This is a genomic window from Streptomyces ortus (genome assembly GCF_026341275.1).
In the GTDB taxonomy this organism is placed as follows: domain Bacteria; phylum Actinomycetota; class Actinomycetes; order Streptomycetales; family Streptomycetaceae; genus Streptomyces; species Streptomyces ortus.
In genome coordinates this window covers 2145535-2170766 of the sequence record NZ_JAIFZO010000002.1, presented here as the reverse complement: position 1 = coordinate 2170766, position 25232 = coordinate 2145535, and the positions used below count along the sequence as shown (strand labels likewise).

The 25232-nt window shown below is 70.8% G+C and carries 20 protein-coding genes; 9 read left to right on the top strand and 11 right to left on the bottom strand.

What is annotated here, in order from left to right; translation table 11 throughout:
• Position 1: 1 nt before the first annotated feature.
• Both K3769_RS12900 and K3769_RS12895 read right to left on the bottom strand, forming a co-directional pair.
• Complete coding sequence (locus tag K3769_RS12900; RefSeq protein WP_267026578.1) at positions 2-1156, bottom strand: acyl-CoA dehydrogenase; 1155 nt, start codon at positions 1154-1156, stop codon at positions 2-4.
• 3 nt (positions 1157-1159) lie between these two features.
• Positions 1160-2365, bottom strand: coding sequence for an amidohydrolase family protein (locus K3769_RS12895; RefSeq protein WP_267026577.1), 1206 nt, complete (start codon positions 2363-2365; stop codon positions 1160-1162).
• A 151-nt stretch (positions 2366-2516) separates the two neighbouring features.
• Here K3769_RS12895 and K3769_RS12890 point away from each other — a divergent pair, with 151 nt between their 5' ends.
• Entirely contained in the window at positions 2517-4028 is a 1512-nt protein-coding gene (locus K3769_RS12890) for a class I adenylate-forming enzyme family protein (RefSeq protein WP_267026576.1), read from the top strand.
• Here K3769_RS12890 and K3769_RS12885 read toward each other — a convergent pair.
• Together K3769_RS12885 and K3769_RS12880 are read right to left on the bottom strand one after the other, a co-directional pair.
• Positions 4007-4519 carry an EF-hand domain-containing protein gene (locus K3769_RS12885; protein ID WP_267026575.1) on the bottom strand — a complete coding sequence of 171 codons (513 nt, stop codon included), beginning with the start codon at positions 4517-4519 and terminating at the stop codon, positions 4007-4009. The two genes, K3769_RS12890 and K3769_RS12885, sit on opposite strands and share 22 nt — an antisense overlap.
• A 162-nt stretch (positions 4520-4681) precedes the next feature.
• A complete protein-coding gene (locus K3769_RS12880) occupies positions 4682-5056 on the bottom strand; it encodes an STAS domain-containing protein (protein ID WP_267026574.1) in 375 nt (124 codons plus the stop codon).
• 360 nt (positions 5057-5416) lie between these two features.
• On the opposite strand from K3769_RS12880, the gene K3769_RS12875 reads away from it, so the two are divergent.
• Positions 5417-5983, top strand: coding sequence for a sigma-70 family RNA polymerase sigma factor (locus K3769_RS12875; RefSeq protein ID WP_267026573.1), 567 nt, complete (start codon positions 5417-5419; stop codon positions 5981-5983).
• Entirely contained in the window at positions 5980-7209 is a 1230-nt protein-coding gene (locus tag K3769_RS12870) for a zf-HC2 domain-containing protein (RefSeq protein WP_267026572.1), read from the top strand. Before K3769_RS12875 ends, K3769_RS12870 begins: the two co-directional genes overlap by 4 nt.
• A 242-nt stretch (positions 7210-7451) precedes the next feature.
• Here K3769_RS12870 and purU read toward each other — a convergent pair whose 3' ends face one another.
• Both purU and K3769_RS12860 read right to left on the bottom strand, forming a co-directional pair.
• Positions 7452-8303 carry a formyltetrahydrofolate deformylase gene (purU, locus tag K3769_RS12865; protein WP_267026571.1) on the bottom strand — a complete coding sequence of 284 codons (852 nt, stop codon included), beginning with the start codon at positions 8301-8303 and terminating at the stop codon, positions 7452-7454.
• A gap of 106 nt (positions 8304-8409) precedes the next feature.
• Positions 8410-8910 (bottom strand): SCO4402 family protein, encoded by a 501-nt coding sequence (locus K3769_RS12860; RefSeq protein WP_267026570.1) that lies wholly within the window; start codon positions 8908-8910, stop codon positions 8410-8412.
• Positions 8911-9027: 117 nt separating this feature from the next.
• Here K3769_RS12860 and K3769_RS12855 point away from each other — a divergent pair, with 117 nt between their 5' ends.
• Positions 9028-10335, top strand: a complete 1308-nt coding sequence (locus tag K3769_RS12855) for an ABC transporter substrate-binding protein (RefSeq protein ID WP_267026569.1) — start codon at positions 9028-9030, stop codon at positions 10333-10335.
• Positions 10336-10438: 103 nt separating this feature from the next.
• Here the strand turns inward: K3769_RS12855 and K3769_RS12850 are convergent, their stop codons facing one another.
• On the bottom strand, positions 10439-12265 hold the full coding sequence (locus K3769_RS12850; RefSeq protein ID WP_267026568.1) for a hypothetical protein: 1827 nt from the start codon (positions 12263-12265) through the stop codon (positions 10439-10441).
• Positions 12266-12465: 200 nt separating this feature from the next.
• Positions 12466-13851 carry an NsdA family TPR-like regulatory protein gene (locus K3769_RS12845; RefSeq protein ID WP_267026567.1) on the bottom strand — a complete coding sequence of 462 codons (1386 nt, stop codon included), beginning with the start codon at positions 13849-13851 and terminating at the stop codon, positions 12466-12468.
• Positions 13852-14175: 324 nt separating this feature from the next.
• Between K3769_RS12845 and K3769_RS12840 the strand changes: the two genes are divergently transcribed.
• The 3 genes from K3769_RS12840 (at position 14176) to K3769_RS12830 (ending at position 17796) form a co-directional block, all read left to right on the top strand.
• Positions 14176-14841 carry a bifunctional DNA primase/polymerase gene (locus K3769_RS12840; protein ID WP_267026566.1) on the top strand — a complete coding sequence of 222 codons (666 nt, stop codon included), beginning with the start codon at positions 14176-14178 and terminating at the stop codon, positions 14839-14841.
• Positions 14842-15400: 559 nt separating this feature from the next.
• Positions 15401-16171: an ABC transporter ATP-binding protein gene (locus K3769_RS12835; protein ID WP_267026565.1), complete on the top strand. Its 771-nt coding sequence runs from the start codon at positions 15401-15403 to the stop codon at positions 16169-16171.
• Positions 16168-17796 carry a transporter gene (locus K3769_RS12830; RefSeq protein WP_267026564.1) on the top strand — a complete coding sequence of 543 codons (1629 nt, stop codon included), beginning with the start codon at positions 16168-16170 and terminating at the stop codon, positions 17794-17796. Before K3769_RS12835 ends, K3769_RS12830 begins: the two co-directional genes overlap by 4 nt.
• A 142-nt stretch (positions 17797-17938) precedes the next feature.
• On the opposite strand, the gene K3769_RS12825 is transcribed toward K3769_RS12830, so the two are convergent.
• Both K3769_RS12825 and K3769_RS12820 read right to left on the bottom strand, forming a co-directional pair.
• On the bottom strand, positions 17939-18829 hold the full coding sequence (locus K3769_RS12825) for an alpha/beta fold hydrolase (RefSeq protein WP_267026563.1): 891 nt from the start codon (positions 18827-18829) through the stop codon (positions 17939-17941).
• Between the two features lie 824 nt (positions 18830-19653).
• Positions 19654-20346 carry an iron-dependent transcriptional repressor DtxR gene (locus tag K3769_RS12820; protein WP_267026562.1) on the bottom strand — a complete coding sequence of 231 codons (693 nt, stop codon included), beginning with the start codon at positions 20344-20346 and terminating at the stop codon, positions 19654-19656.
• Between the two features lie 281 nt (positions 20347-20627).
• Between K3769_RS12820 and K3769_RS12815 the strand changes: the two genes are divergently transcribed.
• Positions 20628-21386 carry an SIS domain-containing protein gene (locus tag K3769_RS12815; protein ID WP_267026561.1) on the top strand — a complete coding sequence of 253 codons (759 nt, stop codon included), beginning with the start codon at positions 20628-20630 and terminating at the stop codon, positions 21384-21386.
• 30 nt (positions 21387-21416) lie between these two features.
• On the opposite strand, the gene K3769_RS12810 is transcribed toward K3769_RS12815, so the two are convergent.
• A complete protein-coding gene (locus tag K3769_RS12810; RefSeq protein WP_267026560.1) occupies positions 21417-22811 on the bottom strand; it encodes a PAS domain-containing protein in 1395 nt (464 codons plus the stop codon).
• A 465-nt stretch (positions 22812-23276) separates the two neighbouring features.
• Between K3769_RS12810 and iscB the strand changes: the two genes are divergently transcribed.
• A complete protein-coding gene (gene iscB / locus K3769_RS12805; RefSeq protein ID WP_267026559.1) occupies positions 23277-24944 on the top strand; it encodes an RNA-guided endonuclease IscB in 1668 nt (555 codons plus the stop codon).
• Positions 24945-25232: the final 288 nt, after the last annotated feature.

Here is a 25232-nt window from a genome sequence, read left to right as displayed (position 1 = left end):
CTCACCGTCCCTTCGGGAGGCCCAGGATCCGCTCGGCCACGATGTTCCGCTGGATCTGCGAGGTCCCGGCCGCGATGGTGTACGAGAGCGACGACAGCCGGTCGACCGTCCACTCCCGGCCCAGATCGAGCGCTTCGGGGCCCAGCACCTCGGCCGCCGCGTCGTAGAGTTCCTGCCGCGCCTGCGAGTACCGCAGCTTGAAGACCGAACCGCCCACGCCCGGCACCCCGCCGCCGCGCTCGGACTCGCTCACGTTCCACTGCGTCAGCCGCCAGAGCGCCCGGAACTCGGCGTTGAGCCGCCCGAGCCGGCGCCGCAGCGACGCGTCGTCCCACCGGCCGTTCTTCCGGGCCTCCCGGGCCATCTCGCCCAGCACCCGCCGGCAGGCCACCACCTCGCCCACGAAGGCGGTGCCGCGTTCGAAGGACAGCGTCACCATGGTCACGCGCCAGCCGTCGTTCTCCTCGCCGACCCGGTTGGCGACGGGCACCCGCACCTCGTCGAGGAAGACCTCGGCGAACTCGGCCGAACCGGCGAGCGTACGAAGCGGTCGCACGGTGATCCCCGGCGCGTCCATCGGCATCGCCAGCCAGGTGATCCCCCGATGCTTCGGAGCGTCCCCGTCGGTGCGCACCAACAGCTCGCACCAGTCGGCGACTTCGGCATGCGAGGTCCAGATCTTGGACCCGGTGACCACATAGTCGTCGCCGTCCCGCCACGCGCGCGTGCGCAGCGACGCGAGGTCGGACCCGGCGTCCGGCTCGCTGAAGCCCTGGCACCACACCTCCTCGCCGCGCAGCACGGGCGGCAGCCACCGCGCCCGCTGCCGAGCGCTGCCCTCGGCGGCGATGGTCGGCCCGGCGTGCAGCAGCCCGACGAAATTGGCCCCCACGTAGGGAGCGCCCGCCTTCTCGGTCTCCTCCAGAAAGATCAGATGCCGGGTCGGCGTGGCACCACGGCCCCCCGCGTCGACCGGCCAGTGCAGGCCCGCGTACCCGGCGCCGTACAGCAGCCGCTGCCACCCGAGGTCGTACGCCCGCCGCCCCGGCCAGTCGTCGGCCGAGGGCTTGGCGGGCAGCCCGGGAAGCACCTCCCTGAGCCATTCCCGCAGCCGGGCCCGGAACTCCTCGTCCTCGACCGAGTACGAAAGATCCATCGCCTACCGAGCCCTGTCGAGGTCCAGGTCCAGGCCCAGCATGCGGATGGCGTTGCCGCGCATCAGCTTGTAGACGGTCTCGTCGTCGAGGCCCTTCACATGATCGAGGGCGACCTCCTTGGTGTGCGGGAAGGTCGAGTCGACGTGCGGATAGTCGGTCTCGAACGTGGCATTGTCCCGCCCCACCACATCCAGCGAGGCGACCCCGTGCTTGTCACGGAAGAAGCAGCAGAAGATCTGCCGGTAGTAGTAAGTGGACGGCGGCTCGGGAATCAGATCCCGCACCCCGCCCCAGGCCCGGTGCTCCTCCCACACGTCATCGGCACGCTCCAGCGCGTACGGGATCCACCCCATCTGCCCTTCGCTGTACGCGAGTTTCAGCCGCGGGAACTTGACCAGCACACCCGAGAACAGGAAATCCATCATCGAGGCCATGGCGTTGTTGAAACTCAGGGACGCCTGGACAGCGGGGGGAGCATCGGGAGACGCGGCAGGCATCTGGGAACTGCTGCCGATATGCATGTTGACGACCGTGCCGGTCTCCTGGCAGACGGCGAAGAACGGATCCCAGTACCCGGAGTGGATGGACGGCAGTCCCAGATGGGTCGGGATCTCCGAGAACGTCACGGCCCGTACGCCCCGACCGGCGTTGCGCCGTATCTCCGCGACAGCGAGGTCGATGTCCCAGAGCGGAATGATGCACAGCGGAATCAGCCGCCCTCCGCTCCCCCCGCACCACTCCTCGACCATGAAGTCGTTGTAGGCACGCACGCAGGCCAGCGCGACCTCCTTGTCGTGCGCCTCGGAGAAGGTCTGCCCGCAAAAGCGCGGAAAGGTCGGGAAGCACAGGCTCCCCTCCACATGATTCGCGTCCATGTCCTTGAGCCGCTCGACCGGATCCCAGCACCCGGGCCGCATCTCCGCGCGCGTGATGCCCTCAAGCGTCATCTCGTCCCGGTCGAAGCCGACGGCGGCGATGTTGCGCTTGTACGGGAACTTCAGGTCCTCGTAGATCCACCAGTCGGTCGGCGGCCCGTCCGGGTCCATCGTGATCCGGTACTTGCCGGCCACGTAGGCCAGCTCGCCGATGCCCGCCGTCAGCGGCTTGGGTCCGCGATCGCGGTATTTCCTCGGCAGCCAGGTCTCGAAGAGGTGGGCGGGCTCGATCACATGGTCGTCGACGCTGATGATCCGAGGCAGTTCGGTCATGAGTCCAGCCCTCTCCCACGGCATATCTGATGGACCGTCAGAAGGCAGGCTAGCCCCGCACCCCTGGACCGACAAGGCGCAGACGCCTACGCTCTCCACGCAACCTGACGGACCGTCAGTTCCGTCCATGCCGGCGGCGAGGAGCACGGACATGCCCACGGACACCGCGCACGCACTCGGCGCCTCCCGCACCTTCTGGGAACTGGTCGAGCGCCGCGCCGCACTCACCCCCGACCGCCCGGTCCTCCTCCAGGACGACCGCACCCTCACCTTCGAGGAGCTGCGCGCCGGCGCCGAGCGCACGGCGGCGGGCCTGCACGACATGGGCGTACGGCCGGGAACGGTGGTCGCCTGGCAGCTGCCCACGCGCATCGAGACGGTCGTCCTCGCGATGGCCCTGACGCGACTGGGCGCGATCCAGTCCCCGGTCATCCCCTTCTACCGGGACCGAGAGGTGTCCTTCGCGCTCAGCGCCTCCCAGGCCGCCTTCTTCGCGGTCCCCGGCACCTGGCGGGGCTTCGACCACACCGCCATGGCCGAACGCGTCGGCGCCCACGGCACCTTCGAGGCGTACACCGCACTCCCCACCGGCGACCCCGCGTCGCTCCCCGCGCCCCCGGCCACCGGTACGGACGTGCGCTGGATCTACTGGACATCGGGCACGACCTCGGACCCCAAGGGCGTCCTGCACACGGACCGTTCGCTGATCGCGGGCGGCAGCTGCCTGGCCCACGCCCTGCACCTGTCGGAAGCCGACACTGGCTCGATCGCCTTCCCCTTCGCCCACATAGGCGGCCCCGACTACCTGGTCATGCTGCTGCTGTACGGGTTCCCGGCGGTCCTCTTCGAGAAGTTCGCGCTGCCGGACGCACTGGAGGGCTACCGCAAGCACGGGGTGACGGTGGCGGGCGGTTCGACGGCGTTCTACTCCATGTTCCTGGCAGAGCAACGCAAGCAGCCGAACGTCAGGCTCATCCCGACCTTGCGCCTCCTGGCCGGCGGAGGGGCGCCCAAGCCCCCCGAGATCCACCACGCGGTCGTACGCGAGATGGGGGTGAAGCTCACCCACGGCTACGGCATGACAGAGGTCCCGATGATCACCATGGGCTCACCGGACGACACGGAGGAGAACCTGGCGACGACGGAGGGCAAGCCTCCACCGGGCATGGAGATCCGCATCGAGAACAACGAAGTACGCCTGCGCGGCGAAGCGGTGTGCGCGGGCTACCTGGACCCCGCCCACACCGCACAGGCCTTCGACGAGGACGGCTTCCTGATCACGGGGGACCTCGGCCACCTCACCCCGACCGGCCACCTCGTCCTGACGGGCCGCCTGAAGGACGTGATCATCCGCAAGGGCGAGAACATCAGCGCCAAGGAGATAGAGGACCTGCTGCACAGCCATCCGGCCGTGGCCGACGCAGCCGTCATCGGCCTCCCCGACCCGGAGCGAGGAGAAAGAGTCTGCGCCGTGGTGGAACAGACCACCGGAACCCGGCCACTCACCCTCTCCGCCATCACGGCCCATCTGCGCGCGGAAGGACTGTCCACCCACAAACTGCCGGAGCAACTGGAGGTGGTCGACGCCCTTCCGCGCAACGAGACCCTGCGCAAGGTACTCAAGTACCGCCTCAGGGAGCGTTACTCGGGCACCGTGAAGTAACGGGCGAAAGCACTCACGATGTCGGGCTCGGTGACGACTCCGTCGGCATCCGAGTCGAGCGCGCCGGCCGCGGTGGCAGCGGTGTCCTCGGGCACACCCAGGGCCTTCAGAATCCGCACGGTCTCATCCAGTGTCACGGAACCGTCCCCGTCGGCGTCCGCGACGGCGAGCGCCGCGTCCAGGAACGGCCGGGCGATCTCGGCGAAGCGGTCGGGGTTGTCGCGCAGCCGCTTCACGGCCCCGTTCACGAACTCCTCGCGGGTGATCCGCTGGTCGCCGTCACGGTCCGCTATGCCGGCCATGCCCTGCCAGAAGGCCTCCGCGCCGATGTACAGGGCCTGACCCTTGTCGCACCGGGCCGTCGTGCCGAACTCGGCGAGCAGCGCCTTCGTCGCCGTGTTGAAGTCCTCGCGGTCGATATAGCCGTTGCCGTCCTGGTCGAAGCCGGCGAACCGGGCGGCGATCTTCCGCTCGTACTCGGTACTGACCATGTCTTTCGGGCCGCCTTACCTCACGTGGGTGCGTCTGGCAGGAGCGTACGACGACCGGCCCCCTCGGGGAGCGGGAAAACGACGCTTGCGCCAAGACCGGGGAAAATCCGCGACAACGTCGTCACGAACACACCCAACGATCTTCCCCATACGTGACGGTAATCACGCGGAAAGTGAACTCGTCTCATCGTCCACGGCGGCGTCGACATCGGGATAGGCGTCGAAGAGCCGGCGCACACCGAGCGCACCCAGCACCCGGTTCACATGGGACCCGTCCTCCGCGCCCTGCGCGGGCAGGATCACCCGCAGCCGCCCCTGGCACGAGCGGATCAGCCGCCGCGACGCGATCAGCACACTCACACCGCTGGAGTCGCAGAACAGCACCCCGGACAGATCCAGCACGACATCCCGCCGCCCGTCGGCCACGGCCTCGTGCACCCGCTGCCGCAGTACGGGCGAGGTCACCAGATCCATCTCACCCGAAACCCGCACGACGGCCCAGCCGCGCTGCTCGCCTTCGGTCACCCTGAGCGTCACACGCCTGTCCCTCGCTCGACAATGTCGGACCCGGAAACGGAAGCCAAAGCCTCACTTCCCTGCTGCGTGGCTGCCCCACTCCGCCGTACCCAAACACCCCCCACCCGACCGTCCCCGATCAAACCCGAGCCGCCCCCGGGGCCCCCGATCGGGACAATCAACCCCACCAGCCCACTCACCGTGACAACCGGCACACACAACGCGATCGCAGCCCTATCACCCCACCCCTCCCCGGGGCGTGCATTGCCACAAAGGGGCGTGCGTCACCACGGGTGCCGACTACATTCGTAAGAAGACCGGAGAGGAGAATCCGGTGGACACGGGCACAGGCGCACGGCACGACAGGGGCGAGGGGGCCGTATGGCCAGGAGGGACACGCCACCCCGCTGGGACCGCAAGATGCAACAGCGGCTCGCGCGGGGGGAGGCTGCCGCGCTGGGCGAGCTCTATGACCGATTCGCTTCACTCGTGCACGCTCTCGCCCATCGCGTGCTCGGGGACGAGCACGCGGCCGACGGCATCACCCGCGAGGTCTTCGCCCACGTCTGGGAGAACCCCGAGTCGTACGACCCCAAGCAGGGCCCCCTGCGCTCCTGGGTCGCCACCCTCACGCACCGCCTCGCCGTGCAGCGCCTGCGCACCACGGAGACCGCCGCGCTGGCCGACAACGACACGGACGGCACCGAGGAACTGGAACGCAAGGTCCGCCGCGCCTCGGTGGCGGCCCGCGCCGACTACATCGTCACGTCCATGCCGACCCCACTGCGCACCGCCCTGGAACTCGCCTACTTGCAGCGCCGCGACTACCGCCAGACCGCGGCAGACCTGGGCGTCACGGCGGACGAGGCCCGCCGCCGCCTGCGCCTGGGCCTCCAACTCCTCTCCACAGCCCAGGACACGGCCCCCGGCCAAGGGGGCCCCGGATGACCAACGCGAACCCCTTCGGCGAGTACGAAGAGGACCCGACCCCCCACAACCCGCCACGCATCCCCATCCCCCGCACCTCGATAGAGGACACAGGCCTCCCCCTCCCCACCCCGCCCCTCATCCTCGAACACCGCGTGCTCAAGGCGCTGCTCGGGGCATGGGCGCTGGCGGCCTGCTCGCCCGAGGAGACGGCGGCGGTGGAGGACCACCTGGGCGGCTGCGGCGCCTGCGCGGACGAGGCTCTGCGACTGCGGGGAGCGGTGGGCCTCCTGCACGCGCCGGAGACCCTCGACCTGGACCCGGCCCTGCGCACCCGAGTCCTCCAGGCCTGTCTGACCCGCCGCCCGCCCCGGATCCCGGTCCCCTCCTGGGCCACCCCGTATGACGCGGAGACCGCCCGCCTGGACGCCCTGCTCCAGGACATCGGCGACGTCGAATGGCACGCCCCCGTACGCCTGCGCTGGTTCGACGGCAAGGAACCGACCAGCCGCCGCACCACCGTCGCCGGAGTGATCGCCCATCTCCTCACCGTGGACGGCCTCGTCGCCGTCACCCTCGGCCTGGACGACCCCCTGGAAACCCCGGCGGACACCCCCACACCCTCGGCCCGCACCGAGGCCTTCTGGGGCGCCGCCCCCTTCCCGCCCACGCGTTCCGTACGCGGTCCCTGGCGCGAGCAGTCCCACAACCTCGTCCGCACGGTCGCCTTCGCGGGCGGCGGCTCCGGCCGCCTCCCCGTCCCGTACGGCGACTTCGAACTCCCGCTCCGGGACTCCATGCTCGACCGGGCCTTCGAGACCTGGGTCCACGCGGGAGACATCGCCGACGCGGTCGACTACCCCTATGAGCCGCCCTCGCCCCGCCATCTGCACGCGATGATCGACCTGGGCGCCCGCATGCTCCCCTCGGCCCTGACCGCCCGCCGCCAGGCAGGCCTCGCGGATCCGGGCGAGATGCCCCACCTGGTCCCGGCCGGCACTCCCGGCCGCAGCCTCCGCCTGGAGATCGAGGGCCTGGGCGGCGGCGAGTGGTTCATCCCGCTCGACGCACCAGGCGCCCTGGCCTCCCAGGACCGCGAGGTGGCCCACGTGGCCCTGGACGGCGTGGAGTTCTGCCAACTGGCAGCGGGCCACGTAAGCCCAGAAGAAGCAGCGGCGGGCCAATCGGGCGACCGAGAAGCAATCAGAGACGTCCTCTTCGCCGCAGCGTCCCTGAGCCGCATGTAACAACACCCCGGCCGCAAAGGCCGCCCACGAAGGTCGGCGGCGCACCAGCCGCGAATCCGTACCCACCCACGAATCCGCACCCGCAGGCGCGCCAAGGGGGCCGGGGCGACGTGTTCGCCCGCAGCGGCCGGCGCGTCCGCCCAGGTCGCCCTCTGATTCCCACGCAATTCGCGCCGGACCGAGGACGGACACGTCGCCCCGGCCCCCGCCCCCACGCCAAGCGTCCGCGAATCCCCGGACCCTCAGTCGAACACGACGGTCCGCCGCCCGTTCAACAGAATCCGCCGCTCCGCATGCCACTTCACGGCCCGCGCCAACGCCTGGCACTCGACATCGCGCCCCACAGCCACCAACTGCTCCGGCGTGACCTGATGCCCCACCCGCTCGACCTCCTGCTCGATGATCGGCCCCTCATCAAGGTCGGCCGTCACATAGTGCGCGGTGGCCCCGATGAGTTTCACACCCCGCGCATGCGCCTGGTGATAAGGCTTCGCACCCTTGAAGCTAGGCAGGAAAGAGTGATGGATATTAATAATTTTCCCACTCAACTGCTTGCACAGATCATCCGAGAGCACCTGCATATACCGAGCGAGCACGACCAGCTCGACCCCCTGCTCCCGCACCAACTCCAGCAGCTGCGCCTCAGCCTGCGCCTTGTTCTCCTTGGTGACCGGAATATGCCGAAACGGCACCTGATAGGAGCCCACGAGCTCGGCGAACTCCATATGGTTGGACACAACAGCCGCGATCTCCACGGGAAGCGCCCCGCTCCGCGCCCGGAACAGCAGGTCATTAAGACAGTGCCCGAACTTGCTGACCATCAGCACGACCCGCATCTTCTCGTCGGCCCGATGGATCTGCCACTCCATCTGGAACGAGTCACCGATCGCCGCGAAGCTCGCGCGCAGCTTGTCCACGGTCACCGGCGACTCCGCCGAGAAGTGGACACGCATGAAGAACAGCCCCGTGTCGTGGTCACCGAACTGCTGACTGTCCTCGATGTTGCAGCCGGTCATGAACAGATAGCTCGACACGGCATGCACGATGCCCTGCTTGTCGGGGCAGGAAAGCGTCAGGACGTACTGGTCGTTCATGCCCGCCAGGGTCCCACAAAGGCCGGACCCCCCAGGCACACGCCCGAATCCCGGACGCCCCCGCCCAGCCCGAACCGGACGCACGAGGCCGAACCCAAGCCGAACTTCAGGCGGACCGAGTCATGATCTGCAGCACCTCAAGCGTGCGGGGCGGAACATCCGGATCCTCCCCGTCACTCACGGCCATCCGCACATGCGCGTCCCGCGCGGCCCGCACCGCATCGGCCCACCCCGCATGTTCGAGATACACAGAGACAGCCGCATCGGGCCCCACCTGATGCATGATCCGCAACACCCGCAACACCGCGGAGTCGACCAGCGCCGCCTCCTGCGAGTCCCGGAAGATCGTCCCCACATATTTCTCGGCGGACCAGTTGTCCAGCCAGGTGTCCTCGACGAGGCGATAGACGGCGTCGGTCACATCCCCGTACCCGTCGACCCCCGCGAGCCATATCCCCCGCTGGAAATCGGTATCGGAAAGCATGTGCAGCGCGGAGCGCACATTGCTGCGCCAGCGCCACCACGGCATATCGTTCAGTGGCATGCCGCCCATGGTGGATGAGCGACGCCCGCGACGGGAAGAGTTCTCCGAACCTTGCACGGTCACCGATCGTACGTTCCCGCCGAACCGGCCCCTCCCGCACCCCGCGGTTCACCCAAAAGTCACCACACGCACACCAAGAGTCACACCCACCGTAGCTACGTGACGGAATCGTGCGTACCCATGACCGGCCGGCGACGCACCCACAGCTTCCTCACCGCCCTGCGCCCTCGCCTCCCCCTCACCCTCTCCCTCCCCAAGGCGAGAGCACTGTCGGCGGGCGCACTGGCGGTGTGCCTGTCCACGGCCGTCGGCTGCGGTGCAGTCCCCGGCGGCACGGGGGACGACACGATCACCGTCATGACCTGGGCCCCCGAAAAAACAAAAACGACCAACAAGCCCGGTATGCCCGCCCTGGCCAAGGCATACGCCCGCTGGGTCAACTCCCACGGCGGCCTCAACGGCCGCAAGCTCAAGGTGCTGACCTGCAACGACCACAACGACACGGTGGAGGCCGCGGGCTGCGCCCGCCGCGCCGCCGCGGAGAACGTCGTCGCGGTCGTCGGTTCGTACAGCCAGCATGCCCGCTCCTTCCTCGGCCCGCTGGAGGCGGCCGGCATCCCGTACCTCGGCGGATACGGCGTCACGGACGACGAGTTCACGAGCCCGCTCTCGTACCCGGTGAACGGCGGCCAGCCGTCCCTGCTGGTCGGCCTCGGCCAGCAACTGGCCGGCTCCTGCGGCCCGGTCACACTCGTCCGCCCCGACACGATCGCGGGCGACGAACTCCCCGTACTCCTGGACTCCGGACTCACCGCGAGCGGCCACCGGGCCTCCGTCGACCAGCGGGCCGCCGAGGACGCCACGGAGTTCTCGGGCCACGCCCAGCGGGCCCTGCAACGGGTCACGAAGGACCCCCAGGAGGAGGAGGGCTGCGTGGTCCCCGCCCTCGGCGACCGCACCGACACCTTCATGGACTCGTTCCGGCGCACCCGCGAGGACTACCCGACGGTACGGACGGCTTCCGTACTGGGCAGCATCGACCAGTCGATGATCGACACGACGGGAAGCATGTACGAGGGCTCGTACGTCACCGGCTGGTACCCGGCGTCGAGCGACGAGCGGTGGGATCCGATGCGTGAGGTCATCCGCGAGGAGGCGTTCGGCGACAACCGCATCGACGCCTCCGACCCCGGCGTCCAGACGACCTGGATCGCGTACACGGTCCTGAAGAGGGCCATCGAGTCGCTCGGCGACGACGACGTGACCGCGCGATCGCTGCGGCGCACGCTCGATGACGGCCTGAAGATCGACACGGGCGGGCTCACGCCGACCCTGAACTGGAGCTTCCAGGACCTGATCGCGTCGAGCGGCTTCGCACGCCTGGTGAACGCGGACGTCACCTTCCAGGTGGTACGCGAGGGCAAGCTGGTCACGGAACGCAAGGGCTTCGTAAACGTCTCAAAAACCCTGGAAAAAACCCAAACATAACCGGGCCGCTCAACCCAACCACTGATCAACCCAGCCGGTGATCAACCCAGCCCGCGATCAAACCAACCCCTGATCAACCCAACCGGTCGGCCGACCGGACAGATCAAAGCTGCCCCGGCTGCCGCTCCGTAAGCCCATGGGCCTGCGCGATGGAATTCCACAGCTCCGCGGCCGCGGCCTTCTGCGTGGTCGCGGTACCACTCTCCCGGTTGCCCGCGGCGGTCTGCCCCGTGGACCGGGCCTGCCCCTTGTTGCAGCCCTTCTTGCCCGCCACCTGATCCGCCCACGCGGCGTAGTGGGTGTCCGCCGCGGCGGAGGCCTTCCACGCGCTCTTGAGCGCGGCCGTCAGCTTCGCGTGGTTCTCCAGCTTGTCCACGGACAGCCCCGACAGCCGCGTGACCAGCCCGTTGCGCTGCTCGGCGGCGTCACGCAGATCCGCCGCCGCCTGGCCGAGGTTGGTGCACTTGCGTACGTTGTCGACGGCCTTGACCACCGAGTCACGGCTGTTGCCGCTGTCCGCGAGGAGCTTGTCCAGGGCCACGGCCTGCTTCTCCTCCGGCCCCACCTCGGAAGAGCCCGAGTCCTCACTGGCCGACGCGGTGGCCGCGACCGTCGTGTTCTCGTCGCCCTTGTCCTCCTCGCCCCCGCCACCACTGAGCAGGGCGCCCGCGCCGATGCCGAGCACCGCTATGCCCACGCCGACGGCGGCTATGAGGGGAACGCGGGAGCGGGAACGGCCACCGCGGCCGTGGTCACCGTCCGCGGCCCGGCGCGCACCACGCCCGCCGGGACCCTCGGGGCCCCCCGACGCACCGGCACCACCGACCCCACCCGCACCACCGGACGCACCGAAGCCACCGGGCGTACCGAATCCGGCCGGAGCGCCGAACTCCGGCGAGGCAGCGCCCGGCTGCCTCCCCCGTCGCGCCCGCGGCTGGTCGACCGGGGGCAACTGCTGGGTGGCGCCTCCGCCGTCGGCCCGGAAGAGATTGTCGAACTCGGCAGGCGGCTGCTGCCGATCCTCCGGCCCAGGCCCGCTCCCAGGACCACCGGGCCGCACCCCGAATCCGGTCCCGGTCCCGGTCCCGGTCCCGGCCGAGCCGGGCTGCGAAGGCACCGGCGCCATGAACTGCGTGGGCTGGGCGTCGGGATCGACGGCGGCGGGCAGGGGCCCGGGACCGTCCGACGGAACCTGCCCGAGGTACTGCGTGGCATCACCGGAAGCGGCACCCGCGGCAGGCATCTCCGGAGGCAGCGCCCCGGGCCCCACCGGAGGAAGGAACTGCGTGGCGCCCTCGTCCATGGCCGGAGCCGAGGCGACGGGCGGCAGGAACTGGGTCGCGCCCTCGTCCATGGAGGCGGCAGGCGGCAATGCACCCGCACCCGGATATCCGTAGCCACCGTGCGCCTGCGAGACGCCGTACCCATCACCGGTCCGGCCGTCGTACTGCTGCTGCTGTTGCTGCTGTTGCTGTTGCTGGGGCGGTTGATGCTGCTGCTGAGGTATCGCGCCCCCGTGCGCCTGCGGGCCGGCGGCACCCCACGGACCGCCCTGGTCCTGCGCCCCGTACGAACCAGCAGGCGGCTCGTTGTACTGCGAGACCTGCCCGCCGGCACCCTGCGGCCCGGCACTCCAGCTGGATATCTGCGTATCCGGAGCCTGACCGGCACCACCGGCACCGGCCCCGCCCCGCGCGCCACCCGGACCACCCGCACCACCGGGGCTTCCCGCGCCCCCCGCGCCACCCCACTCGTCACCCTGTGAAGCGGACCGCGGACCCCACGGCTGGTCCCAGGCCTGGCCGCCCGCCGGGACCGCGCGGTCGCCGGTCTGGCCCGGCAGGAGGGGCTCGCCGCCGTCGGACGGCAGCACGATGCCTTCGCGCGCGGGTCGCGCCGAGGGCTCGTCGCCCTGTCCGTTGTGCGTCACCGGGACTCCTACGAATGGGGGACCTTCGGAATCGTCGGTTCACGCTACCGGGTCCCCAGGAGCCGGTGCCACGCAGCACGGGACGTGACACCCGCCACCGGGGACAGTGAGTGACAAACCGCCCCCGGAAAGCTGTTCGAGCCCCCTTTTCGCGCCTCCTTTCGCCACACGTGCTTCTTTTCTCACACGTTCACGCCCGCCTAGGCCGCCGCCTGAAGCTCCATCCGTGCCCCGAACTCCCGCACCACGGGCTCGTCCCGGTACGGCTCCAGGCGCTGCTGCAAGTCGTCCAGGTACTCGGCGCCGCGGTTGGACCGGAGCGTGCCCAGCAGTTCGACCGCTCGCAGGCCCGTGTGGCAGGCCTCCTCCACCTCGCGCTGCTGCACCTGCGCGGAGGCCAGGAGCACGTACCCGATCGCGCGCCGCCTGGCCCGCGACTCGGGGTGCCCGTCGAGGGACTCCCGCGCGCGCCGCGCGGCGGCCTCGCCCTGTCCGAGGTCCCGGTGACAGTGCGCCAGTTCGTCGGCCAGATAGGCCTCGTCGAAGTGCGCGATCCAGCGCGGGTCGTCCCCGGACTCCGGATCGGCCTGCTCCAGCGCCGCAACGGCCCGGCCGGACGCCGACTGCGCCGAGCGCGCGTCGCCCATCAGCGCGTGGCCCCGCGCCTCCGCGGCGTGGAACATCGACTCCGCGCGCGGTGTGACCCGCCCGCGCGCCCCCTCCTGCGCCGCCCGCGCCAACTGGGCGATCTCCCGGGGGTTTCCGAGCTGCGCGGCCAGGTGGCTCATGGACGCGGCGAGCACGTATCCGCCGTATCCGCGGTCGCCCGCCGCCTGTGCGAGCCGCAGCGCCTGGATGTAGTAGCGCTGTGCGAGGCCCGGCTGGCCGGTGTCGATCGCCATGTACCCGGCCAGTTCCGTCAACCGTGCGACCGCCGCGAAGAGTTCGCGTCCGACCGCTTCCCGGTACGAGCCGGCCAGCAGCCCCGAGACGACGCTGTTCAGGTAGTGCACGACGACCGGGCGCACGTGCCCGCTGCCGTACTGGTGGTCCAGGTCGACGAGCGCCTGCGTCATCGCGGTGACCGCGGCCACGTCGGACTGCCCGACCCGCGGCCCGGCGGAGCGCGAGACCTGCGCGTCCGGCGAGGAGATCAGCCAGTCCCGGCTCGGCTCGACGAGCGCGGAGGCCGCGACGGACGAACCGGACAGGAAGTCCCGGCGCCCCACGTCGCTGCGCCACAGCTCGCAGACCTGCTCGATCGCGCCGAGGACCGTCGGCGAGAACTGCAGACCCACGCCGGAGGCGAGGTTCTTGCCGTTCGCCATGCCGATCTCGTCGATCGTGACGGTCCGGCCCAGCTTGCGGCCCAGCGCCTCGGCGATGATCGCGGGCGCCCGGCCGCGCGGCTGCTGTCCGCGCAGCCAGCGCGCCACGGACGTTTTGTCGTAGCGGAGATCGAGGCCGTGTTCCGCGCCGCACATGTTGACCCGGCGGGCCAGACCGGCGTTCGAACAGCCCGCTTCCTGAATGAGCGCCTGCAGTCGTTCGTTCGGCTGCCGCGCGACGAGAGGCCTTGCGGCCATTGGCGTACCCCCTGTGGCTGCGGTGCCTGCCCACGCGCACCGAGTTGATGAGCCCTCAGTGACCGGGCCCTTCCGCTCCTCGTGCGAGGAACGAAAAGTCCGGCCTCGAAGATCAATGCCCCGCGGACATACCGAAGATGCGAGACATGCGAGGATTGCCGGGTAAAGGCTGCTGCCCGCCCCACACAGGGCTACCCACCACCCGCTGCCGCCTCCCATGCGCGCCCCCACAGATGCATCCATGCGCCCCACGCGTGGGATCGGTGCTCTCCCCCGCGCGCGCACGGGCCGTAACCAGTGGTGGGTGCGGGAGTTGAGTTCAGCGTGGAAGAGACGATCGCAGGCACCGAGACCGCCCAGATCCCCAAGCAGCGCGGCGAGTCGCTGCAGGACACAGCCGTGCGCTATGCCGAGGAGCGCCATTGGGACGTGTTCCCCGGCACCTGGCTGGAGGCCGTCGAGGGCGTGCAGTGCTGCTCCTGCGGCGATCCGTCGTGCGCGGTGCCCGGCGCGCACCCGGCGCGCGAGGACTGGGGGACGCTGGCCACGGGCAGTGCGACCGTCGCGCGCCGGCTGTGGGCGCTGCAGCCCATGGCGTCGATCCTGCTGCCGACGGGGCGGACGTTCGACGCGATCGACGTGCCCGAGACGGCGGGGTTTCTCGCGCTCGCGCGGATGCGGCGGATGGAGCTGACGCTCGGGCCCGTGACGTGTACGCCGGATCGGCGGATGCAGTTCTTCGTGCTTCCCGGGGCCGCGGCGAAGGTGCCCGACCTCGTGCGGAGGCTGGGGTGGCCGCTCGCGTCCCTCGACCTGGACGTGCTCGGGGAGGACGCGTATGTGGCCGCGCCGCCGACGCGGTTCGGGGCGCGGGGGGCCGTGCAGTGGGCCTGCCGGCCGACGCCGGCGAACCGGTGGCTGCCGGACGCGGAGGAGCTGATCTCGCCCCTGGCGTACGCGTGCGGCCGCGACACCCGGCGCCATCCTTGACGCCCGCCGTCTTCCCCGCACCCCAGGGCGCCAAGGCTCACACACACCCCCAGGTGCGGGTACGCAGAGGCGGAGCGCGCAGTTCCCCGCGCCCCTAGGGGGCCAAGGCCGGCGCATACCCCCAAGTGCGGGTACGCAGAGGTCGAGCGCGCAGTTCCCCGCGCCCCTAGGGGGCCAAGGCCCGGGCATACCCCCAAGTGCGGGTACGCAGAGGTCGAGCGCGCAGTTCCCCGCGCCCCTGGGGGGCCAAGGCCCGGGCATACCTACACGTGCGGGTACGCAGCCGCTGGGCGCGCAGTTCCCCGCGCCCCTCAAAAGCGGGGCTGCGCCCCTGCTTCTGCCCCCGCGAGGGCACGCCTTCAGGGGCGCGGGGAACGGCGCGGGCAACTTCCGACCGGGCCGCACCTGTAAACCCCGCTCACCCCCACTCCCTAAGGGGCGCGGGGAACGGCGCGGGCAACCTCAGCTGGGCCGCGCCTGTAAGCCGCCCTCGCCCCGACTCCCCCGGGGGCGCGGGGAACTGCGCAGGCGAGCCCCGCCGCCCCGTATCGTGCCCCGCATGACGGTCGCGGTGCGGGTGCAGGGACTCTGGAAGCGGTTCGGGGAACAGATCGCCGTCGCGGGGATCGATCTGGCGCTGCCCGCGGGCCAGTTCATCGGCCTCGTCGGCCCGAACGGCGCAGGAAAGACCACCACCCTCTCCATGGTGACCGGCCTGCTGCGCCCCGACCACGGCACCGTCGAGGTCGTGGGCCACGACGTGTGGCGCGACCCCACCGAGGTCAAGGCCCGCATCGGCGTACTCCCCGAGGGCCTGCGCCTCTTCGAACGCCTCTCCGGCCGGGAACTGCTCGCCTACACCGGCCGCCTGCGCGGCCTCCCCGGCCCGGAGGTCGACAAGCGCGCCACCCAGCTCCTCGACGTCCTCGACCTCGCCGGCGCCCAGCACAAACTGGTCGTCGACTACTCCACCGGCATGCGCAAGAAGATCGGCCTGGCCGCGGCCCTGCTCCACAACCCCGAAGTGCTGTTCCTCGACGAACCCTTCGAGGGCGTCGACCCCGTCTCCGCCCAGACCATCCGCGGCGTCCTGGAGCGCTACACCGCCTCCGGAGCGACCGTCGTCTTCTCCTCCCACGTGATGGAGCTCGTCGAGTCGCTCTGCGACTGGGTCGCCGTGATGGCCGCGGGCCGCATCCGCGCACACGGCCCCCTCGCCGACGTACGCGGCGCCGCGCCCTCCCTCCAGCAGGCCTTCCTGGAATTCGTCGGCGCGAACGGCCGCACCACCGGCTCCGACCTCGACTGGCTGGGCGGCGGCGCCCGATGAGCCCCGCCACAGGCGCCACCCCCGCACCCGCCACGGCCGCCTCCGTCACCCCCGTCGTCGTACGCCTGAAGCTGGCCCTCCTGCGCAACGGCCTGCGCCAGTCGTCCGGCCGCCGGGCCGCCTACGTCGCCTCCCTCGTCGTCGTACTCCTCTTCGCCGCGCTCCAGCTCCTCGGCCTGATCGCACTGCGCGGCAACCCGCACGCCCTGAACGTCACCGTGCTGCTGACGGCCGTCCTGGCCCTCGGCTGGGCCGTGATGCCGCTCTTCTTCCCCGGCGGCGACGAAACCCTCGACCCCACCCGCCTGGTGATGCTCCCGCTGCGCCCACGCCCCCTCGTACGGGCGCTCCTGGCGGCGTCGCTCGTCGGCATGGGACCTTTCTTCACGCTGGTCCTGCTCGTCGGCTCGGTCGTCGCGACGGCCCACGGGGCGGCGGCGTACGTCACCGGCGTCGTCGCGACCGGCCTCGCGCTGCTGATCTGCGTGGCCCTCGCACGGGCCGTCGCGACCGCCAACCTCCGTCTGCTGACCAGCCGCAAGGGCCGGGACCTGGCCGTACTGAGCGGCCTGGTGATCGCCATCGGCGCCCAGGTCGTCAACTTCGGTGCGCAGCGGCTCGGTTCGTCGGGCCTGTCCACGCTCGACCCGGCGGTGGACGTCCTGCGCTGGGTGCCGCCCGCGTCAGCACTCGGCGCGGTGGACTCCGTCAGCGAGGGCTCGTACGCCGTCGCCGTCGCCCAACTCGCCCTGAGCGGCCTGGCCCTCGCGGCGCTGCTGAGCTACTGGCAGCGGACCCTCACCCGGCTGATGACCGCGCCGGACGGCTCCACCCTGCAGGCCGCCGAGCCGGAACGGGACAGGGCGGGGCGTTCCTCCGGACTCGGCCGGCTGCTGCCCGCGGGGCGCACGGGCACGGTCATGGAGCGCAGCCTGCGGTACGTGTGGCGGGATCCGAAGACGAAGGCGGCGTGGGCGACCTCGCTCGCGATCGGCCTGATCGTCCCGGTGTTCAACGCGTTGCAGGGGACCGGCTCGATCTACTTCGCGTGCTTCGCGGCGGGGATGCTGGGCATCCAGATGTACAACCAGTTCGGGCAGGACACGTCCGCGTTCTGGATGGTCGCGATGACGATCTCCTCGACCCGGGACGCGTACGTCGAGCTGCGGGGCCGCGCGCTGGCGCTCCTGCTGATCACCCTCCCGTACACGGTTCTCGTCACCGTCCTGACGACGGCGCTGCTCGGCGACTGGGCCGCCCTGCCCGAGGTGCTCGGCCTCTCCTTCGCGCTGCTCGGCGCGATGCTGGCGACCGGTGCCTGGTCCTCGGCGCGGTTCCCGTACTCGATCCCGCAGGAGGGCTACAAGAACGTGGCCCCCGGTCAGGCGGGACTGGCCTGGATCTCGATCTTCGGCGGCATGGTCGCGGCGGCGCTGCTGTGCGCGCCCGTCATCGCCCTCGCCATCTGGCTGAACGTCTCGGCCGGCGGCAACGGCTGGACCTGGCTCCTCCTGCCCCTGGGCGCGGCGTACGGCGCCCTCCTCACCCTCGCGGGCCTCCGCCTCGCCGCCCCCCGAACCGCCCACCACCTCCCAGAAATCCTGACAGCAGTAAGCAAGGGCTGACCCCGCCCCCTTCCGGCCAGGGGGCGCGGGGAACGGCGCAATCTTTTGCCGTTGGGCTTCTCACCTTCAGGGGCGCGGGGAACGGCGCAGTCCCGTGGCTTTCAGGGGCGCGGGGAACGGCGCAATCCCTTACCCCCGCCCGCTACCGCAGCACCTCGTCCAGGAACGGCTCAACCGCCACCCGCCACGCCTCCGGCTGGTCGTAGTGGACAAGATGCCCCGCATCGACCACCTCCGCATACCGCCCATCGGGCAGCACCCGAACCATCTCCTGGGCCTCGGCCCGCCCCAACTCCCCGTCGAGCCCCCGGACGACCAGCGTGGGACACCGCACCTGCGCCAGCTCCTCCCAGTGCGCGTCGTACACCCACGCCTCCCGCGACTTGAGCATCTGCCCGGGCTCGAAGACCGGCCGCCACCCGTCCTCGTGCTCGGCCATGACCTCCGCGTAGAACTCCCCGCGCGAGGTGTTGGGCCGCTCCACCCAGGGGTCGTCCTCGCCGAACCACTTCCGTACATCCGCGAGCGTGGCGAAGGGAACCGGCCAGGACTTGAACCACTCCTCCCACTCGCGCTGCGAGGCCGCCCCGAGCGCCGAGGCCCGCATGTCGCAGATGACCAGGCCCCGCACCAGGTCGGGCCGTCTGGCGGCGAGCTGCCACGCCGTCAGGGCGCCCATGGCGTGCCCGATGAGGACAGCGGGGGCGAGGCCCAGCTCTTCGAGAGCGGCCTCCGCGTCCTCGACGTACGCCTCGCGTGTGTACTCCGTCTCCGGCGGCTTCGCGCTCTGTCCGTGGCCCCGCTGGTCGAGCGCCACGGCCCGGCGCCGTTCGGCGAGCCAGCGCGCTGTGGACGCCCAGTGCGAGGCGCGGCCCATGAGCCCGTGAAGTAAGAGCACGCCGGGCGCCTGCTCGCTCCCGCTACCGCTCCCGCTGCCCCGCGTCCCGCCCGGACCGCTCTTGGGAGGGTCGGCGAACTCCCAGGCAGCGAGGCGTATCCCGCTCGCACCGGTCACGTCGATGCGCCGCACCATCCGCTGGCACCCCCCTTGATCCGCTCGGCCGACTCAACCCGCACGAGCCCGCCGGTCCGCCCGTACCGTTCGCCGTGCCGCTGCTCCTGCTCCTGCTGGTTGTTCCTGCGTAATCCGTGGTCGATCCGTCACCCACACGCTATCGAATGCGCATTCGAAAGTGGGCTTCTCGGCGGTAACACCCCTCCTTCGAGTGACCCCGCCCAAGGATTGACCGCCGCCGCCGAGGGGAGATCTCCAACGGGAGGCGGGCCGCTCGGGGACAACGGTCCGAAGGGGATGACCCTGGGAGCTCGGGGCTCCGGGTCAGCACAGGGGAGGACAGGCCTCGGCGCCTCAGGGCGCCGAGGCCCACCTCACGTCCGCGGCACATCCTTGCGCCCCCTCCCCGACCGCACGTCGGCGCCGCTGCCGCCCCCGGTCCAGAGCCCTCAGGTCATATGCCTTTCGCGACAGCCTCGCATGGGATCGGCCCGTTCGCTGCGATTCCGCGCACTGAATCTGTGTTTCTACGGGAACGCCGAGGTGGGGCAACTGAGCTGCATGTTGCGGGAGTTGACAGCGGGGTCCGGGGCGCGGAGAAGCGGCCACGAGGGGGCCTGGTCACGGTCGCGCTCCCCCGCCCGCTCCCGGAGTACGCCGACACGCACGACGGCGCCCGGACCGGCGCGGGGCACCGCACGACCGGCCCGGGAAGGGTCCGCGGACACCCCCGCCCCTCCCGCGAACCTGTGCGCACAGCGCACACCGCGAACTCGCGGCGCGAACTTGCAACGCGAACCCGCAGCACGAACTCGCGGCGCGAACCCGCAACGATCGCCCCGCTACTTCTTCGCCACGAACACGTGGGACGCCACGTCCGACTCCAGCTCCGCGGCTTCCCCGCCACTGCCCACGAGCACCCCGCCCGCGGACTCCGTCACGCTGACGACCGAACCGGGCTGTACGCCCGCCCGGCGCAGCGTGTACATCAACTGCGCGTCCGTCTGGATCGGCTCACCGATGCGGCGGACGACGACCGTCTTGCCGTCGAGGCCGGGGTCGAGGTCGGCCAGCGAGACCATGCCCGCGTCCAGGAACGGGTCCGCCCCGTCCTTCTCGCCCAGCTCCTCCAGGCCCGGGATCGGGTTCCCGTACGGCGACTCGGTCGGGTGGCGGAGCAGTTCGAGCACGCGGCGCTCGACCGCCTCGCTCATCACGTGCTCCCAGCGGCACGCCTCCGCGTGCACCTGCTCCCACTCCAGACCGATCACGTCGACGAGCAGGCATTCGGCGAGGCGGTGCTTGCGCATCACGCGCGTGGCCAGCCGGCGGCCCTCCTCCGTGAGCTCCAGGTGGCGGTCGCTCGCGACAGCCACGAGACCGTCGCGCTCCATGCGCGCCACGGTCTGGCTGACGGTCGGCCCGCTCTGGTCGAGCCGCTCGGCGATCCGGGCGCGCATGGGGACCACACCTTCCTCCTCCAGCTCAAGGATGGTGCGGAGATACATCTCCGTGGTGTCGATCAGTCCGGACATACGTGCCCCTCGATTAGCTCTGCCGGAGGCTGGGTGGCTCACCGGCGTGTGCGCTGGCCCTGGCGTCAATTCTGACGCATCCCACTGACAACCGTGCCGCGCCGTTGGAAGCACGTGGTGGCGAGTGCCCGCGCGATGCGGCCGGGCCCGGCACCCGGCCGGGTGGAAAGGGGCCCTCGTCACCCAGTGTCGCCCCTGCGGAGCGTATTGACACAGCAGTGGTCCAGACCGCAACGTGATCCGCGACACGACAGGCGCAGGCGGTGGAAAGGGCTTCGCGGATGGGCGACAGCAAGCTGGCCGGGCAGTTCTTCGACGCCGCGATCGGCCTGCTGCAGCGGGTGCGGGACGAGGAGGCGGCGTCGATCGAGGCCGCCGGGACGCTGATCGCCGACACGGTCGCCGACGGCGGGCGGCTCTTCGCCTTCGGCGCCGGGCACTCGTCGCTGGCCGCGCAGGACCTCGTCTACCGCGCGGGCAGCCTCGCGCTGATGAACCTGCTCGCCGTGCCGGGCGCGGTCGGTGTCGACGTGATGCCCGCGACGCTGGGCTCCGCGCTGGAGCGGGTCGACGGCCTCGCGAGCGCGGTCCTCGACTCCAGTCCGGCCCGCTCCGGCGACCTCCTGGTGGTCATCTCCCTCTCCGGGCGCAACGCGCTCCCCGTCGAGATGGCGATGAGCGCCCGCGCGCTCGGGCTCAGGGTCATCGGGGTCACATCGGTCGTGTACGCCTCCGAGACGGCGTCCCGGCACTCCTCGGGGACGTATCTGAAGGACCACTGCGACGTCGTCCTCGACTCGAAGATCGCGATCGGTGACGCGGAGCTCAGCCTCGACGCCATTCCCGCGCCCTTCGCTTCCGCGTCCACGGTCGTGACCTCGGCACTCCTCCAGTCGGTCATGGCGACGGCGGCGGGCGTCCTCGCGGACCGCGGGGTCGAACCCCCACTGCTGCGGTCGGGCAACGTGGACGGCGGCCTCGAATGGAACGACCGCGTCTTCAAGGAGTACGGGGACCGGATCTTCTACTGGCAGGGCTGAGGGCTGTCCCGCAGGACCGCCGGGCCCGCTTCACCCCGTCCGGCGTTCCAGGACCGCCGCCAGGTCCAGCGCCGCCGCGATCCGGACGGCGACATCCTCCGCGTACGTCGCGTCGAACCGTTCGAACTGCGTACGGCTGGCGCCCCGCAGGAACGTGACGACGCCCAGCGTCCGCCCCCGGCTGCGCAGGACGACACACAACGCGTGCACGGAGTCCGCGGGCCACTGCCGAGCCGCGGCCCACTCGCGCGTACGGTCGGGCTCCGTCGACCCCGCGCTCGCCCGTACGGAACCGATCCGCTCGACGCACTGCAGCGCCGGATGCCCCTCGGAGTACCGCACGGGCAGCCCGGCCCGGCCCGCGGGCAGGCTGGGTCCCGGCGCTCCGGAGGGCGTGGCGGGACCCCGTACGAGCCGGACCGGACCCTCGCCGTCCGCCACCGAGCCACCCGCCCCCGCCACCCGGTCGATCAGCGCGTGGTCGGCGAATCCGGCCAGCGCGAAGTCGAGGTGGACGGACGCCGCCTCCGCGGGGTCCTCGCACTCGGCTGCGGCCCGCGCGGCCCGGTGCAGCTGATTGGTCCTGAAGCGCAGCAGCGCCGCTTCCTGCTCGGTCTGCTTACTCTCGGTCACGTCCTGGAACAGCCAGCCCACACCGAGCGGAACCGGTTCCTCCGTGAGCGGTGAGGCGAGCCGCAGGAAACCGCTGCGCCAGCAACGGCGCTGCTCACCCTCGGCGGTCCGCAGCGTCACCCACATCTCGGCGGGCGCCGGCGGCGCGCCCTCGGCGAGCACGTGCGTGAGCGCGCTCTCCAGCTCCTCCACGCCCTGCGCGATCAACTCGCCCAGGGGGCGGCCCAGTACAGCCGTACGCCCCATGCCGAGCGCCCGCGCGGCGTGTCCGTTGACCACGGCGGGCCGCAGATCGGCGTCGACGAGGACGACACCCCAGGAGGCGTCGTCGAACAGCGCCTCGCTCAGGGCGATCGACCGCTCCAGGTCGATCTGCGCGTGCACCTCGCTGAAGGCGCAGTACACCCCGGCCGGCTTCCCGTCGGGACCCGGCACGGAGGCCGACTGGGTCCGTACGAGCACCCGGCCGCCCTCCTTGGTGAGCAGCGCGAACTCGTGGACCTGCCGTCCCGGGGCCTGCATCGCGGACAGCAGCCGGCTCTCGACCTCCCCGGCGTCCGCGGTCCGCACGGCCCAGCCGGCGAACCCGTGCCGACCGACCGCCTCGGCCGCGGTCCAGCCGAGGATGCGCTCGGCCTCGCGGTTCCAGTGCGTCACCACTCCGTCGGCGTCGAACGCGCACAGCGCCGCGTCCATCCCGTCGAGCAGAGCGGCCAGCAGATCGGCCCCGTCCCGCTCCGGCTCGTCCGGCCCGAGCTCGTCCGTGGTCCCACTACGCCGCGAAGCACTCACCTGGCACCCCCTGCAGGCCGTGTCGGCGTGTCCTGCGCGGTGCGCCCGCGCGTCCGTCCACTCACTACGAATCACTCACTGCCAGTCATTCAACTCGAACGTGACACACCCCACATCTGGTTCCCACAAGATTGCGGAAATCGTTGCGCCGGCCACTTCACCTTCCGGTTCGATCAGCCGGCACTCCCTGTTCCCTCCCCAGAATCACATGTCCAGTACCCCGCGTACGACACGTCAGTAGCAGCAAGATCGGGTGCGCGTTCGGAAAACCGGAGCGATTCGCACATACGGGCCCTTCACCAGTGCGATCGGCCCTTCGCCGGAGTCGGATCACTAACGTCGTCCGTACACGCCGAAGGGAGGTCACCCGCTCCTCGGCGAGAGCCGAAGCCCGGGCCGAGTGCCACGGACTCCGGGTGACCAGCCCCAGTCGTCACGATCCTCGGGATCAGGGAGGTGCCCTCGATGACTACGTTTTCTGCGGGCGAGCAGACCCACCAGGCTGTGCTTCCTCAGCAGCCTGCTCTGGAATCCGTGGGAGCAGACACCCCTGGGAGCAGGGACGAAACGGCTCACGGACACCCCACCACCGCGCGGGGCACCGGCAGGAAACATGGGCGAGGGGAGACCGACGGGCGCGGCACCGGGCCCCGTCGGCGTCACGCCGAAGCCAGCGCTCCGGCGCCGACGACGGCAGAGAACGGGAACGGTGACGTTCCCCCGCACGACCGCGCGTACTCCGGTGGCACCGGGGCGCAGCGGGTCTTCGTCCTCGCCAAGGACGGCCGCCCGCTCATGCCCTGCCATCCGGCCCGCGCACGAGAGCTCCTCGGCAAAGGACGCGCTGTGGTCGCACGGCAAGTCCCTTTCACCATCCGGCTGAAGGACCGCACCTTCGCCGCATCCGAGGTCGACGGTGTGCAGGTGCGCATCGACCCAGGCTCGAAGGGCACGGGGCTCATCCTCACCGACGAAAAGAAAGAATCCGACGAGCAGGGCGCCACCGTCACCGTCCGGCGCGGGCTGATCGCGGTCGAACTCCGGCACAGGGGCGACCACATCCGCATGACCATGCGACAGCGTGCTGGATACCGGCACCGGCGACGATCCGCCAACTGCCGCTACCGAGCGCCCCGCTCCGACCATCGCACCCGCCCCGAAGGCTGGCTCCCTCCCTCACTGCGCCATCACGTCGACACCACCCTGTCCCTGGTCGTACGCATGTGCCGATACGCACCCGTCACCGAGATCCACCTGGAACACGTCGCCTTCGACACGCACTCCATGAGCGCGGGCAGACCCCTCACCGAAGCCGAACACCGGCAGGGCACCCTCGTCGGAACCGATGCCCGCGCCTACCTCCACACGAGATGGAACCGCGCCTGCGCCTACTGCGACGCCTCCGGCGTACCTCTGAACATCGAGCATCTCCGGCCCCGGAGCCGCGGGGGTTCCGACCGCGTCTCGAACCTCGTCCTCGCCTGTGTTCCCTGCAACCGGGCCAAAGGCAGCACGCCCGTCGACGTCTTCCTGGCCCACCGGCCCGACCGTCTGGCGAAGATCCTCCGACAGGTCAGAACTCCACTCCATGACGCCGCCGCGATGAACGCCACCCGCCAGCGGCTGACCGAAGTCCTGGAACGCCTCGGCAGACCGGTCCACACGTGGTCGGGCGGGCGTACCAAGTGGAACCGCACGGCCATGGGGCTGGGTAAGACCCACACGCTGGACGCCCTGTCCGTCGGGCGTCTGGACCACGAGAGCGGCGACAGGATCGTCCGCTTTCCGGCGCAGGTCCTCCTCGTCAAGGCCACCGGACGCGGTTCGTACGCCCGCACCACTCCGGACCGGTTCGGGTTTCCGCGCCTCCGCCGCAGCCGCGTGAAGCAGCACTTCGGGTACATCACCGGGGACCTCGTGCGCGCCACCGTGCCGAGCGGCAAGTGGGCGGGCAACTGGACAGGACATGTCTCCGTACGGTCCATGGGGCAGCACAGTCTCATGACGTCAGTGGGCCGTTTCAACGTCCGTCACAAGAACCTCCGGCTCGTGCAGCGCGGTGACGGGTACGGGTACGCCGTCCGAGCCGAGCTCGGGGCACCACCTCTTCAAAAACCGGTTGAAGCGCGCTGACCGGGTTCCTAGGGTGAGTGCCATTCCAGAGAGGAGGTGGTTCGGCAGATGTATGAAACCCGGACAGGAGAGGTGGCTGCGGGCTAGCGGCCCGTCACCACACACAGTGCGGTGCCGGACCAGCGCGTGAGACGAGCGTGCGGCCGGCCCAATCTCAGCAGTCACCCGACCCGCGTGCTCGCCGGTAAGTCCGGCCGGCCCCTTCCTCGGAGGGGACCAGAGCACGCGGGTCGTCTGCGTTTTCCCAGGGCGGGCATCACTGCCCCCCATCTGACCCGTCGGTCAACG

What these genes read in the sequence shown, in the direction of transcription:
- K3769_RS12900 (WP_267026578.1), bottom strand. Translation starts at nt 1,156, where the DNA reads ATGGATCTTTCGTACTCGGTCGAGGACGAGGAGTTCCGGGCCCGGCTG.
- K3769_RS12855 (WP_267026569.1), top strand. Translation starts at nt 9,028, where the DNA reads ATGACCGGCCGGCGACGCACCCACAGCTTCCTCACCGCCCTGCGCCCT.
- K3769_RS12875 (WP_267026573.1), top strand. Translation starts at nt 5,417, where the DNA reads ATGGCCAGGAGGGACACGCCACCCCGCTGGGACCGCAAGATGCAACAG.
- K3769_RS12885 (WP_267026575.1), bottom strand. Translation starts at nt 4,519, where the DNA reads ATGGTCAGTACCGAGTACGAGCGGAAGATCGCCGCCCGGTTCGCCGGC.
- K3769_RS12870 (WP_267026572.1), top strand. Translation starts at nt 5,980, where the DNA reads ATGACCAACGCGAACCCCTTCGGCGAGTACGAAGAGGACCCGACCCCC.
- iscB (WP_267026559.1), top strand. Translation starts at nt 23,277, where the DNA reads ATGACTACGTTTTCTGCGGGCGAGCAGACCCACCAGGCTGTGCTTCCT.
- purU (WP_267026571.1), bottom strand. Translation starts at nt 8,303, where the DNA reads ATGAACGACCAGTACGTCCTGACGCTTTCCTGCCCCGACAAGCAGGGC.
- K3769_RS12895 (WP_267026577.1), bottom strand. Translation starts at nt 2,365, where the DNA reads ATGACCGAACTGCCTCGGATCATCAGCGTCGACGACCATGTGATCGAG.
- K3769_RS12835 (WP_267026565.1), top strand. Translation starts at nt 15,401, where the DNA reads ATGACGGTCGCGGTGCGGGTGCAGGGACTCTGGAAGCGGTTCGGGGAA.
- K3769_RS12815 (WP_267026561.1), top strand. Translation starts at nt 20,628, where the DNA reads ATGGGCGACAGCAAGCTGGCCGGGCAGTTCTTCGACGCCGCGATCGGC.
- K3769_RS12845 (WP_267026567.1), bottom strand. Translation starts at nt 13,851, where the DNA reads ATGGCCGCAAGGCCTCTCGTCGCGCGGCAGCCGAACGAACGACTGCAG.
- K3769_RS12830 (WP_267026564.1), top strand. Translation starts at nt 16,168, where the DNA reads ATGAGCCCCGCCACAGGCGCCACCCCCGCACCCGCCACGGCCGCCTCC.
- K3769_RS12890 (WP_267026576.1), top strand. Translation starts at nt 2,517, where the DNA reads ATGCCCACGGACACCGCGCACGCACTCGGCGCCTCCCGCACCTTCTGG.
- K3769_RS12820 (WP_267026562.1), bottom strand. Translation starts at nt 20,346, where the DNA reads ATGTCCGGACTGATCGACACCACGGAGATGTATCTCCGCACCATCCTT.
- K3769_RS12825 (WP_267026563.1), bottom strand. Translation starts at nt 18,829, where the DNA reads ATGGTGCGGCGCATCGACGTGACCGGTGCGAGCGGGATACGCCTCGCT.